Genomic DNA, 11,360 nt, shown 5'->3' with positions numbered 1-11,360 from the left:
GACGGCGTGGGTCGCGGCGACGATCACGCCGATCGCGCCGGCGGCCTTGAGCGCCTCGGCACCCTTGGCGATGGTGCGGCCGGTGTCGATCATGTCGTCGACGAGCAGGCAGACGCGGCCCTCCACCTCGCCGACGATCTCGTGCACGGAGACCTGGTTGGCGACCTTGGGGTCGCGGCGCTTGTGGATGATCGCGAGCGGCACACCGAGCTTGTCGCTCCAGATGTCGGCGACGCGGACGCGGCCCATGTCGGGCGAGACGACCGTGAGGGTCGAGGGGTCGAGCTTCTCGCGGAAGTGCTCGAGCAGCACCGGCATGGCGAAGAGGTGGTCGACGGGGCCGTCGAAGAAGCCCTGGATCTGCGCGGCGTGCAGGTCGACCGACATGATGCGGTCGGCGCCGGCGGCCTTGAAGAGGTCGGCGACGAGGCGGGCCGAGATCGGCTCGCGGCCGCGGCCCTTCTTGTCCTGGCGGGCGTAGGGGTAGAACGGCGCGACGACCGTGATCCGCTTCGCCGAGGCGCGCTTGAGCGCGTCGACCATGATCAGCTGCTCCATGATCGATTCGTTGATCGGAGCGCTGTGCGACTGCAGCACGAACACGTCGGCACCGCGGACGGAATCGCCGTAGCGCACGTACAGCTCTCCGCTGGAGAAGGTCCGACCTTCGGTCGTCACGAGCTCGGTCCTGAGTTCGGCGGCGACAGCTTCCGCCAATGCCGGATGCGACCTCCCCGAGACCAGGACCAGGCTCTTCTTGTTGCTGGCGGTGATGCCCGTCATTCTGCTCCGCTTCCTTCAGTCGGCCGATCCGAGCCTGCGGCTCGAGCACCCGGGCCGCCTCGGCGACAGCCGCCGCCGCGGTCCCAGGACAGTGGGATCGCGCACGACCAGCCGGGTTCCGTGCGGAGCGGCGATGATGCCGGAGACCCCGACCGGAATGTCCTCGCGGAGGATCGATCCAGGCCCGAGCACGCTCCGGGTCGATTCTACGGGCAGCGGTTCCGGACGGCTCTGCTCCCACGCGGCTGGTCGCCGCGTCCTTCTCCTGAGCGAGGCCGTCACCCCCTCCGGAACCGTCATCGACTGGTCCCGATCGTCCCCGCGAGCTCGCGCGTGCGGCGGACGTCACCGGCGGCCTTGTGCGCATTCGGCATCTCCGCTCTCATCGTGCATCGCCTCGACCGCCGTCCCCCCCCCGCGAGCACGTGCCGCTCGGTGTGCTCAGTCGCCCGCCCGCCGCGAGGTGGTGCACGAGAGCACCCCCACCACACACCGCCCCTCCGCGAACGATCCGCCGCGATCCGCTCCTCCCGGGCAGGGGAGGGGAGCGGATCGCGACGGATCGCGGAGGGGTGGTCCGTCAGGCCCGGGGCGGACCAGCGGGCGTCGTGGCCGCCCCGGCCTCGGCGGCGACCTCGCGCGCCACCGGCGAGTCCGGCATCTCGCGCTGCAGCTCGTGCGCCAGCGACTCGAGCTCGGCGCCGCCGGCCATCAGGCCGGTGAGCTCCGCCAGCGAGATCTCGCTCTTCTCGAAGGTGCCGAGGCTCGTGCCGCGGTTCAGGAGGAGGAAGCGGTCGCCGACCGGGTACGCGTGGTGCGGGTTGTGGGTGATGAAGACCACTCCGAGGCCCTCGTCGCGCGAGCGGGCGATGTACTTCAGCACCACGCCGGACTGCTTGACGCCCAGCGCGGCGGTGGGCTCGTCGAGGATCAGCACGCGCGCGCCGAAGTGGACGGCGCGGGCGATCGCGACGCACTGGCGCTCGCCGCCCGAGAGGGTGCCGATGGGCTGGTCGACGTCGCGGAGGTCGATGCCCATGCGGGCGAGCTCGTCGAAGGTGATCTGCTTCATCGCCTTCACGTCGAGGCGGCGGAACGGTCCGACGCCCGTCGTCAGCTCGGAGCCGAGGAAGAAGTTCCGCCAGACGGGCATGAGCGGCACGACAGCGAGGTCCTGGTAGACCGTCGCGATGCCGGCCGAGAGGGCGGCGCGGGGCGAGGCGAAGGTGATCGGCTCGCCGTCGAGCAGCAGCGTGCCCTCGCTGGGCGTGTGCGCGCCGGCCAGCACCTTGATGAAGGTCGACTTGCCCGCGCCGTTGTCGCCCAGCACGCAGGTGACCTGCCCCGCGTTCACAGTGGTCGAGACCCCCGCGAGCGCGGTGACGGCTCCGTAGCTCTTGCCGATGTCCCTGACCTCGACGACGGGCGTGCCGACCGGGGTGGCCGATCGCCCGGTCGAGGGTCCTGCGGTGCCGGTGCTCATCGTCCGCCTCCTGCTCGTGTGCGGACGAACTTGTTCAGGAGGACCGCGGCGAGCAGCATGCCGCCGAGGACCGTCCGGAGCCAGTCGGTGTCCCACTGGGCGAAGGTGATGCCCTGGAAGACCATGCCGTAGATCAGCGCGCCGAGGGCGGCGCCGATCGCGGAGCCGTAGCCGCCGGTCATCAGGCAGCCGCCGACGACCGCGCAGATGATGTAGATGAACTCCTGGCCGACGCCGGTGTTCGCCTGCACCGTCGAGGTGCGGAAGAGCGAGATCATGCCGACCAGCCACGCCGCTGCGGCCGTCCCCATGAACAGGCCGATCTTGGTCCTGAAGACCGGGACGCCGACCTGGCGCGCGGAGTCGAGGGCGCCGCCGACGGCGAAGACCCAGTTGCCGGCGCGGGTGCGCAGCAGCAGCCAGGTGGCCACCGCGGTCACGACGAACCACCAGAGGACCGACACGTAGAACGTGCCGTCGCCGATCCGGAGGGAGGCGCCGAAGAGCGGCTGGATCGAGTCGTACGCGGGGACCCGGGCCATGCCCTGGATCGCGACCTGCCCGGTGATGAGCTTGGTGACGGCGAGGTCGATGCCGGCGAGGGCGAAGAAGGTGCCGAGGGTCACGATGAAGCTGGGGAGCCCGGTCTTCATCACGAGGACGCCGTTGAGCGCGCCGACGCCGAGGCAGACGACGAGCGAGACGAGGACGGCGACCCAGATGCTCAGTCCGTAGTGGGTGGTCAGGATGCCGACGATCAGCGCCGAGAACCCGGTCATGACTCCCGCCGAGAGGTCGAACTCGCCGCCGATCATGAGCACGGCGACGGCGACGGCCATGATGCCGAAGGTGGAGGCCGACTCGAGCCAGACGCCGGCTCCGGCCAGGCTCAGGAACTGCGGGGTGTAGAGGGAGAAGAACACCAGCACGGCGAGGGCCGCGACGAAGGCGCCGGTCTCGGGCCGCACGAGGATCGTGCGGAGGGGACGCCGCCCGAGGCGGGGCCTCGTCGCGATCGTCACGATGTCTGTCGTCAACGGGGACTCCTGATTCGTGGGACGAGACGGGGGCCGGACGCACCGGCCCCGTGGGGTCTGAAACGTTTCGCGCTCTAGCGGGTGCCGTCGGCGGCGAACTCCGCGACCTCGGCCGCGTTGTCCTCGGTGACGAAGGCCGGGCCGGAGTAGACGGGCTGTCCACCGCCGATGACGGTGCCCGTGGTCGCGAAGAGCTCGAGCGCGGTCACGCCCAGGAAGCCCTGGACGTAGGGCTGCTGGTCGACCGCGAAGAGGACGCTGCCGGCCTCGACCGCCGAGACGACGTCCTCCGAGAGGTCGAAGGTGCCGATCTTCGCGCTGCTGCCCGACTCCTCGACCGCACCGACCGCGTCGATGGCGTACTGGCCGCCGAGGGTCAGCACTCCGTCGATGGACGGGTCGGCCTGCAGCTTCGACTTGATCGTCGCCTTGACCTCGGCGTCGTTGGTGCCGTCGACCTGCAGGTTGGTCATCGTGCCGCCGAAGGTGCTCGCGGCGGCCGTGCAGCGCTCCTCGTGGCCGACGTTGCCCGCCTCGTGGATCACGCACAGCGCGTTGGTGAGGCCGGCGTCGGCGAGCCTGGTGCCCACGGCCTCGCCGGCCACGCTCTCGCTCTGTCCGATGTGGGTGAGGGCGCCGAACTCGGCGGAGCGCTCGATGCCGGAGTTGATCGTGACGACGGGGATGCCCGCCGCGACGGCCTTCTCGACGCTGTCGCGGACGCCGTCGGGGTTGGCCATCGAGACGACGATCCCGTCGACGTCCTGTGCGACGGCGTTGTCGATGAGCTGCGACTGCTTCGCGGGGTCGGGGTCGGAGGTGTAGGTGACGGTTGCGGCGTAGTCGGCTCCGGCCGCCTCGGCGCCGGACTTCACGCGGTCCCAGAAGGCGTCGCCGGGTCCGGAGTGGGTGACGACCGCGTAGGTGAGGTCGCCGCCCTCGGCGGAGGTCGCCGCGGTCTCCTGACCCGTTCCGGTGCAGCCGGTGAGGAGCACTCCGGTCGCCGCCGCCAGGCCGAGGCCGGCGAGGAATCGCTTCGTCACCGAGAAGCCGCTCGGGCTCGGATCGGATCGTGCAGGACGGTCGGGGGCGACGTCGGTGTCGGGTCGGGTGCCGGCGAGAGGAGTGCGCATGTCAATACATTCCGTTATCGGGTGGTGCGTGAGTGGTCGGAGGTGAAGACGCCAGGAGCATCGTGTCCGCGGCGCTCCTCGTCGAGGAGGTGTGGTCTCGGAGGGAGGGGCACCTGCGTGCGCGGCTGCACACGGTCCGTCCGAGACCACTATCCCGAACTGCCGGCCACCGTGGGGCTCGTCTCCGCATCCGACGCCGACTCGGGCGTCCGTTGCAGCGCCGAGGCGGCTCTCGGCTGCAGCCGGATCACCGACGATCACGGCCGGCGGGTCCTGCGCGATCCGCAGGCTCTCGCGTGATCTGCAGCCTCCTGCACGATCTGCAGGTGATCCGCGCGGGAACACCCCTTCCTCCGCTCGTCGCTGCTGCCCGCTCCCGAATCCCCTGGGGATCGAACCGGCGCCCCCGTTCCTTCGCCCTGTGGACGCCGCTGGCCGCCCAGCGAGCACTCCGCCTCCCGCTGTGGAGACCACTGGCCGCGAAGCGCGCCGCGCGCCCCCGAACCCTGCGCACCGCCTGATGCGGCGGGACGACCGTCCACCGCCGCCCGTCTTCATCGTGTGCCGCACAACGTCGGCACCGCGGTCTCCAGGCCGCGAACTCCGTCGACATCAGGAGAAGATCATGAGCACCGTCACCCCCGGCACCCTCGCCACCACCGGCTCGGCCAAGCACGGCACCACCACCTCGACCGGCAAGAACACCATCGCCGACGGCGTGGTCGAGAAGGTCGCCGGCATCGCCGCCCGCGAGGTCCCCGGCGTGCACGACCTGGGCGGCGGAGCGGCGCGCGCCATCGGCGCCATCCGCAACGCCATCAACGCACAGGACCGCGGCCAGGGCATCTCGGTCGAGGTCGGCGAGAAGCAGGTCGCCGCCGACATCACCGTCGTCGCCGAGTACCCCGTCGCGCTGCAGAAGCTCGCCGACAGCATCCGCTCCGCCGTGTCCGAGGCCATCTCCTCGGTCGTCGGCATGGAGGTCACCGAGGTCAACGTGACCGTCGCCGACGTGCACATCCCCTCGGACGACAAGGACGACGACGCCGAGAGCCGCGTCCAGTGACTCCGTCCACCACCGGCCTCGTGATCGGCGCGGTCCTCGCGCTGACGGCGATCGTGTTCGGCTTCTGGGCGCTCGTCGTGGTCGCGCTCGGCATGGGCATCGGCTTCGGAGTCGGCCGCGTCGTCGAGGGCAGGCTCGATCTGCGCTCGCTCGGCGACACCCTCCGCGGGCGGCGGTCGTCGTGACCGCGGCGGTGATGGCCGACCCGGCCCGCCACGGCCGTACGACGATCTCCACGCGCGCAGTGCGGCGGATCGTGTCGGCCGTCACCGCGGACGCCCTCGACGTCGGCCCGTCCGACGTCTCGGTCGACCTCGACGACGACGGCGGCTCGCTGCACGTCGTCGCGCAGGCCTCGATCCGCGTGTCCCCGCTCGGCGAGACCGATCGGCGCTCCTCCGGGACGCTGCTCGAACGGCTCGCCCGGGCGCAGACCCTCATCCGCAGCCGCTGCCTCGAGCTGACCGGCTCGAGCATCGGCCGCGTCGACCTCCGGATCACCGGTGTCGACCTCCGAGAACGAAGGAGGGTGTCGTGACGACTCCCGCTCAGCCGGCCACCGACGCGCTGTACCGGCGCGTCCTGCGGCGCGAGACCCACTCGTCCCGCTCCGGGTCGGCGATCGCCCTCGCGATCCTCCTGATCCTGCTGTTCGCGTGGCTGGGCACGGAGGCGGTGCTCGCGGTCCTCGGACAGCCCGCGCTGCTCGTCGCCCCGCAGGACGGTGCCGCCGCGCTGCTCGGCGCGGCCGGCGCCCCCATCGCGCTCACGGCGGCGGGCGCCGTGCTCGCGGTGATCGGCCTCGTGCTGCTCGTCCTGTCCTTCGCCCCCGGTCGTCGCGGCCGCCGCAGCGCCGGGATCGACCGCACCGCCGTCGTCGTCGACGACCGGGTGATCGCGCAGAGCGTCGCCCGGGCCGCGGCCTACGCCGGCGGCATCGACCCCGACCAGGTGCAGGTGTCGGTCGGCCGCCGCCGTGTCGGAGTCGTCGTGCAGCGCACCAGCGGTGTCTCGACCGACGCGGCGAGCATCCGCGAGGCCGTCGACGCCGAGCTGAGCGGCTACGACGTGAGTCCCGCACTCACGGGTCGCGTCCGCCTCTCCGAGAAGGGAACGGTCCGATGACCACCACCAACCGGTTCCTGAACCGCCTGCTCCTGCTGCTGGTCGGGCTCGTGCTGCTCGTCGTCGGAGGCGCGATCGCCGTCGGCGCGCTGCTCCCCGACGTCCAGCGGACCGTCTCGACCGCGGCCGAGGACGCGAGCGGACCGACGTCCGACGCGCTCTCGGGATCGCAGCCCTGGATCCTCTGGGCGACCGCCGCCGCGGCGCTCGTGCTGATCCTGCTGCTGCTCCGCTTCATCCTGCGCCAGGGCCGGGGACGCACGTCCACGCTGCTCCGGGTGTCGGCCGGCTCCGGAGGCTCGTCGCCGACCGGAGGCACGCTGACGCTCGACGCGAAGGTCGCCGAGCAGGTGCTCGAGGAGGCGCTCACGCGCGATCCCGGCATCGTCGCGGTCGACGTCACCGCGTTCGACATCCGGCACCGCCGGGTGCTGCGCGTCACCGCGCACACCCGCCGCGGAGTCTCGCCGATGCAGACGCGCCGCACCGTCGACACGGCCGTGCGCCGCTGGGACGCGGTGCTGGGTCAGGAGACCCCGGTCGTGGTCCAGATCGTCAGCGGTCTGCGCAGCCGGATGAGCTCCGCCTCCCGCGTGGAGTGATCCGGCCCCACCCACTCCGGCCCTCCGCCCGCCGCGGAGGGCCGGACCCCTCTCCTCCCTGGAAGGACGCGTCATGACCGACGACACCTCCGGCTTCCGCGCCGGCCTCGCGCAGAAGGCGATCGACCCCGTGGTCCGCGCCGTCCGCGAGGAGCTCGACTCCGCCCGCCGCGAGATCGTCGAGCGCGTCTCGGGCGCCCGCAGCGGGGCAGTCCTGGCGGCGGTCGGCGCGGTCCTCGCCCTCGTGACCGCCGGGCTGCTCGCAGCACTCGCCGTCGCCCTGCTCGCCCTCGCCCTCCCGCTCTGGTCGGCCGTCGCGATCACGCTCGTCGTGTCCGCCGTCGCCGCCGGGATCCTCCTGGCGGTCGGACTGCGCAGCCTCGGCCGCGGCGTCCCGCCCGTGCCCGAGGACACCCTCGCCGACGTCCGCGACCGCGTCGCCGGCCGTCGCCACTGACTCCCCCCGAAAGGCGCTCCCATGAGCCGCACGAGCACTCCCTCCGCTCCCGAGCGCACCGCCGCCGCCCCGGTCCCCACCGCCGTCCGACTGGCCGCCGAGGTCTTCGGCACCGCTCTGCTCGTCCTCGGCGGCGTGGGCGCGGCCCTGCTCGCCTCCGCCTTCCCCGACGAGCAGAACCCGCTCGGCATCGGCTTCCTCGGCGTCGCCCTCGCGTTCGGACTCAGCGTCCTCGCCGGCGTCGCCGCCGTCGGCCACCTCTCGGGCGGCCACTTCAACCCGGCGGTCACGGTGGGCCTCGCCGTCGCCGGTCGCACCCCGTGGCGCGAGGTGCCCGGCTACGTCGTCGCGCAGCTCGTCGGCGGACTGATCGGATCGACGGTGCTGGTCGTGATCGCCGCCGACGGCCCCTCGGGCTTCCTCGCCTCCGCGCAGCAGAGCGGATTCGCCTCCAACGGATACGGCGAGCACTCTCCGGGCGGTTTCGGCCTCGGTGCGGTCCTCCTCGCCGAGACCGTGCTGACCGCCGTCTTCGTGACGGTGATCCTCTCGGTCACCGCGCGGGCGGCGAGCCTCGCCCCCGTGGTGATCGGCCTCACCCTCACGCTGATCCACCTCGTCTCGATCCCGGTCAGCAACACCTCCGTGAACCCGGCGCGCTCGCTGGCCGCCGCGGTCTACGGCGGTCCCGACGCGCTGAGCCAGCTCTGGGTGTTCGTCGCCGCGCCCCTCCTGGGCGCCGCGATCGCCGGAGCGGCGCACGGCGTCGCGCAGTCCCGCACCCGATCCCTCGCCCCGCGCGCGTGACCCGCGCCCCGGCATCCGCACGCAACGCAAGGAGCACCCCATGACCGACGACCCCCGCCTCGACGACTCCCGCCTCGATCCCGCCGTCCCGCTCGACGACGCCCGACCGATCGACCTGGGCGCGATCGACACCGCGCACCCCGATCCCGAGACTCCTCGGGACCTGCTCGCGACCACCGTCGCCGAGACCGCCCTCGGCACGACCGGCGTGCACCACCTCGGGGGACCCGCCGCCCGCGGCCTCGACCGCGCCGCCCGTGCCGTGCTGGGCACGAGCACGATCCCCGGAGTCACGATCTCGGAGGACGAGGGCCGCACGGTCATCGACCTCGACCTCGTCGTCGAGTACCCGCACACCGTGAACGAGGTGATGGAGGAGGCGCGCACGCAGGTGCTCCGCGCCGCCTCGCAGGTGCACGCCTCGCCGGTCGCGGTGAACATCACCGTCACCGACGTGCACGGTCCGTTCGATCCGATCGAGCCCGAGCCCGTCGCCGAGGGCGACTCGCTGGTCGAGAAGGCCGGCGACGTCGCCGACGAGGCGGGCGCGCGCCTGTCGGAGGCGGGTGACCGGATCACCGGCGCCGCGGGCGCTGCGGTGGAGAAGGCCGCGGGTGCTCTGGACGCCGTCGGCGAGAGGGCGGCCGACGCGCTGGACGCCGCCGCCGACGAGGCGGACCGCCGTACGGAGGAGCGCGAGCGCTCCGTTGCGGACGCCGCGGACGCCGTCCCCGACGCGGAGGGGCCCCGGTCCGACCACGACGACGCGCCTCAGGTCGTCGAGGTGCAGGCCGACGGGACGACCCCCGTCGTGGTCGTCGTCGTGGAGCAGCCGACCGAGGAACGGGCCGGCAGCACCGAGCCGATCGACAGCGCCGGCAGCACCGACGCGACCGGCAGCACCGACGAGCGCGCTCACTCCGTCGCTCCCGCCGCCGAGAAGACCGGGGAGTAGTCCCGTGGCCCGCCTGCGCACCTCCGGCGGCCGCCGCCGTCCCCGCGCCGCCTGGATCGCCCTCGCGACCGGCGTCGTCGTCTCGGCCCTCGTGGTCCTCGGCGTCCTGCTGCCCGTCCTCGGTCTCATCGCCGCGGCCGACGGATCCGTCGCGGGAGCGCTCGACGTCCCCGTCGGCACGATCGTCGCCGCGATCGCGATCAGCTTCCTGGTCGGCCTGGCCTTCCTCGGCCTCGCCCTCGTCGCCCGGAAGCCGGCCGTGGCGTGGGTCGCGGCGGTGGCCGCCGTGGTCGCGACCCTGGTCGGCTCCGTGTGGCCGCTGGTCGCGACCGCCTTCGCGAGCGTCGACCAGGCGCAGGACGTCGTCCCCTTCATCCAGGACCTGATCACCCGCATCGGCGCCTGACCGAGACGCGAACCGGGCTGTCGGAGGCGGCCAGGTCCCGTTCCGCGGCCACTCACCGGACATCCGTCCCCTCACTCGACGCGATCCGGCGTGCCAGGGTCGGCCGGGGCCCGTTCCGCGACCACTCGAGCGGGTGCCGTCCGCCCACTCGACCCGAATCGGGCTGTCGGGGTCGGTCGAATCCCGTTCCGCGGCCACTCGCGCGGGCACGCTCCGTCCACTCGACGCGAACCGCGCTGTCGGAAGCCGTCGAAGGCCGTCTCGGGTCCACTCGCCGCCCGAGGCGAGCGCCCTCCGTGCCGGGCGCGTCAGCGCAGCGGCGACCCGACGACGTCGAAGCGGAACCCGCCGAACTCCCCCGACAGCAGTGGCCGCGCCCGCGCGATCGCGTCGCGCACCTCCGGCAGCTCGAGCGACGCGCGGTGCGCCTCTGCGCTCGTCCACAGCTCGACGACGAACACCGTGTCGGGCTGCTCGTCGCTGGTGCCGACCTCGTAGACCAGGCAGCCGACGCGCGCCAGCGCCTCGTTGGAGGCGGTGAGGATCGCGACGAGCTCGTCGCGCCTCCCGGGCAGGGCGCCGAGCGTGCCCACGTTCGCGAAGGTCATGCCGCCACCGTAGCGACGGCCGCCGACATCCGCTCCCGGAGTAGCGTGGCCGGGATGACGACGAGCGCCGGGTACCTGCAGGCCTACGACGAGCAGGTCCGCTCCGACGCCGAGACGCCCAGCGCCGTCTCGGTCGTGCGGGAGGGGCCGCTGCGGCTGGTGACGTTCGCCGGCGGACGCGGCTTCGTCACCTATCGCGATCTCGGCGGCGCCGACGAGGCCGGGATCGGCGCGCTCGTCGCCGCGGCCGTCGCGCACTTCGACGCCGATCCCGCGATCCGCGCCGTCGAGTGGAAGACGCGCGGCCACGACCGGGCACCCGGGCTGCACGAGGCACTGCTCGTGCACGGATTCGCGCCGGACGATCCCGAGTCGATCATGATCGGACCGCTGGAGGCTCTCGCCGGCGACGCGCCCCCTCCGCCCGGCACGACCCTCCGCCGGGTCGTCGAGGAGGCGGAGGTGCGCGCGATGAGCGCCGTCATCGACGAGGCCTTCGGCGAGAGCGTCGACGTCGGCATCGCCGATGCGCTCGTGGCCCGGCTCGCGCGCGGCGACGGCATGGAGCTGTGGGTGGCCGAGGTCGACGGGCGGATGGTCGGCGGTGGCCGCCTCGAACCGGTTCCGGGCACCGACTTCGCCGGCATCTGGGGCGGAGCGCTCCTGCCGCAGTTCCGCGGCCGCGGGATCTACCGGGCGCTCACCGCCGCCCGAGCCGCCTCGGCGCTCGCGCTCGGCAAGCGCCTCGTCTACAGCGACTCCACCGAGGACTCGCGCCCGATCCTGGAGCGCTCCGGCCTGATGAAGGTCTCGACGACCACGCCCTACCATCGCCGTCGTCCGTAACCGAGGTCAGGATGCCCGGATCCGGGCCGTCGGCACGGCGGAGCCGCTCCCG

Annotated in this window: 15 protein-coding genes; 10 read left to right on the top strand and 5 right to left on the bottom strand. The window is 73.0% G+C overall.

Translation table 11 applies throughout. The features are described from left to right. The 4 genes from IOC53_RS15115 to IOC53_RS15100 form a co-directional block, all read right to left on the bottom strand. Nucleotides 1-783: ribose-phosphate diphosphokinase (locus IOC53_RS15115; protein ID WP_207406954.1), on the bottom strand; the 783-nt coding region annotated here is incomplete at its 3' end. 580 nt (nucleotides 784-1,363) lie between these two features. After that, a complete protein-coding gene (locus IOC53_RS15110) occupies nucleotides 1,364-2,266 on the bottom strand; it encodes an ATP-binding cassette domain-containing protein (RefSeq protein WP_207406953.1) in 903 nt (300 codons plus the stop codon). Further along, nucleotides 2,263-3,303, bottom strand: coding sequence for an ABC transporter permease (locus IOC53_RS15105; RefSeq protein ID WP_207406952.1), 1,041 nt, complete (start codon nucleotides 3,301-3,303; stop codon nucleotides 2,263-2,265). The genes IOC53_RS15110 and IOC53_RS15105 overlap by 4 nt, the downstream gene beginning before the upstream one ends. A 74-nt stretch (nucleotides 3,304-3,377) precedes the next feature. Further along, nucleotides 3,378-4,436, bottom strand: coding sequence for a substrate-binding domain-containing protein (locus tag IOC53_RS15100; RefSeq protein WP_242683386.1), 1,059 nt, complete (start codon nucleotides 4,434-4,436; stop codon nucleotides 3,378-3,380). Between the two features lie 625 nt (nucleotides 4,437-5,061). Here IOC53_RS15100 and IOC53_RS15095 point away from each other — a divergent pair. From IOC53_RS15095 to IOC53_RS15055, 9 genes are all read left to right on the top strand, one after another. Further along, complete coding sequence (locus tag IOC53_RS15095) at nucleotides 5,062-5,502, top strand: Asp23/Gls24 family envelope stress response protein (protein ID WP_207406951.1); 441 nt, start codon at nucleotides 5,062-5,064, stop codon at nucleotides 5,500-5,502. After that, entirely contained in the window at nucleotides 5,499-5,687 is a 189-nt protein-coding gene (locus tag IOC53_RS15090; RefSeq protein ID WP_207406950.1) for a DUF2273 domain-containing protein, read from the top strand. The genes IOC53_RS15095 and IOC53_RS15090 overlap by 4 nt, the downstream gene beginning before the upstream one ends. Next, nucleotides 5,684-6,040 (top strand): hypothetical protein, encoded by a 357-nt coding sequence (locus IOC53_RS15085; protein WP_307786217.1) that lies wholly within the window; start codon nucleotides 5,684-5,686, stop codon nucleotides 6,038-6,040. Before IOC53_RS15090 ends, IOC53_RS15085 begins: the two co-directional genes overlap by 4 nt. After that, a complete protein-coding gene (locus tag IOC53_RS15080) occupies nucleotides 6,037-6,627 on the top strand; it encodes a DUF6286 domain-containing protein (RefSeq protein WP_307786216.1) in 591 nt (196 codons plus the stop codon). Before IOC53_RS15085 ends, IOC53_RS15080 begins: the two co-directional genes overlap by 4 nt. Beyond that, nucleotides 6,624-7,229, top strand: coding sequence for a hypothetical protein (locus tag IOC53_RS15075; protein WP_207406949.1), 606 nt, complete (start codon nucleotides 6,624-6,626; stop codon nucleotides 7,227-7,229). Before IOC53_RS15080 ends, IOC53_RS15075 begins: the two co-directional genes overlap by 4 nt. A 73-nt stretch (nucleotides 7,230-7,302) precedes the next feature. After that, nucleotides 7,303-7,686, top strand: coding sequence for a phage holin family protein (locus tag IOC53_RS15070; protein ID WP_207406948.1), 384 nt, complete (start codon nucleotides 7,303-7,305; stop codon nucleotides 7,684-7,686). Between the two features lie 21 nt (nucleotides 7,687-7,707). Continuing rightward, a complete protein-coding gene (gene aqpZ, locus IOC53_RS15065; protein ID WP_207406946.1) occupies nucleotides 7,708-8,493 on the top strand; it encodes an aquaporin Z in 786 nt (261 codons plus the stop codon). Nucleotides 8,494-8,533: 40 nt separating this feature from the next. Continuing rightward, nucleotides 8,534-9,448 (top strand): Asp23/Gls24 family envelope stress response protein, encoded by a 915-nt coding sequence (locus tag IOC53_RS15060; protein ID WP_207406944.1) that lies wholly within the window; start codon nucleotides 8,534-8,536, stop codon nucleotides 9,446-9,448. Between the two features lie 4 nt (nucleotides 9,449-9,452). After that, entirely contained in the window at nucleotides 9,453-9,854 is a 402-nt protein-coding gene (locus IOC53_RS15055) for a hypothetical protein (protein ID WP_207406942.1), read from the top strand. 308 nt (nucleotides 9,855-10,162) lie between these two features. Here the strand turns inward: IOC53_RS15055 and IOC53_RS15050 are convergent, their stop codons facing one another. After that, complete coding sequence (locus tag IOC53_RS15050) at nucleotides 10,163-10,462, bottom strand: putative quinol monooxygenase (protein WP_207406940.1); 300 nt, start codon at nucleotides 10,460-10,462, stop codon at nucleotides 10,163-10,165. A gap of 54 nt (nucleotides 10,463-10,516) precedes the next feature. On the opposite strand from IOC53_RS15050, the gene IOC53_RS15045 reads away from it, so the two are divergent. Next, nucleotides 10,517-11,308: a GNAT family N-acetyltransferase gene (locus IOC53_RS15045; protein ID WP_207406938.1), complete on the top strand. Its 792-nt coding sequence runs from the start codon at nucleotides 10,517-10,519 to the stop codon at nucleotides 11,306-11,308. Nucleotides 11,309-11,360 lie beyond the last annotated feature (52 nt).

This window comes from Rathayibacter sp. SD072 (genome assembly GCF_017355185.1).
Classification (GTDB): domain Bacteria; phylum Actinomycetota; class Actinomycetes; order Actinomycetales; family Microbacteriaceae; genus Rathayibacter.
This window is presented reverse-complemented; position numbering and strand designations above follow the sequence as displayed.

What these genes read in the sequence shown, in the direction of transcription:
- IOC53_RS15100 (WP_242683386.1), bottom strand. Translation starts at nt 4,436, where the DNA reads ATGCGCACTCCTCTCGCCGGCACCCGACCCGACACCGACGTCGCCCCC.
- IOC53_RS15095 (WP_207406951.1), top strand. Translation starts at nt 5,062, where the DNA reads ATGAGCACCGTCACCCCCGGCACCCTCGCCACCACCGGCTCGGCCAAG.
- IOC53_RS15075 (WP_207406949.1), top strand. Translation starts at nt 6,624, where the DNA reads ATGACCACCACCAACCGGTTCCTGAACCGCCTGCTCCTGCTGCTGGTC.
- IOC53_RS15050 (WP_207406940.1), bottom strand. Translation starts at nt 10,462, where the DNA reads ATGACCTTCGCGAACGTGGGCACGCTCGGCGCCCTGCCCGGGAGGCGC.
- IOC53_RS15110 (WP_207406953.1), bottom strand. Translation starts at nt 2,266, where the DNA reads ATGAGCACCGGCACCGCAGGACCCTCGACCGGGCGATCGGCCACCCCG.
- IOC53_RS15060 (WP_207406944.1), top strand. Translation starts at nt 8,534, where the DNA reads ATGACCGACGACCCCCGCCTCGACGACTCCCGCCTCGATCCCGCCGTC.
- IOC53_RS15070 (WP_207406948.1), top strand. Translation starts at nt 7,303, where the DNA reads ATGACCGACGACACCTCCGGCTTCCGCGCCGGCCTCGCGCAGAAGGCG.
- aqpZ (WP_207406946.1), top strand. Translation starts at nt 7,708, where the DNA reads ATGAGCCGCACGAGCACTCCCTCCGCTCCCGAGCGCACCGCCGCCGCC.
- IOC53_RS15045 (WP_207406938.1), top strand. Translation starts at nt 10,517, where the DNA reads ATGACGACGAGCGCCGGGTACCTGCAGGCCTACGACGAGCAGGTCCGC.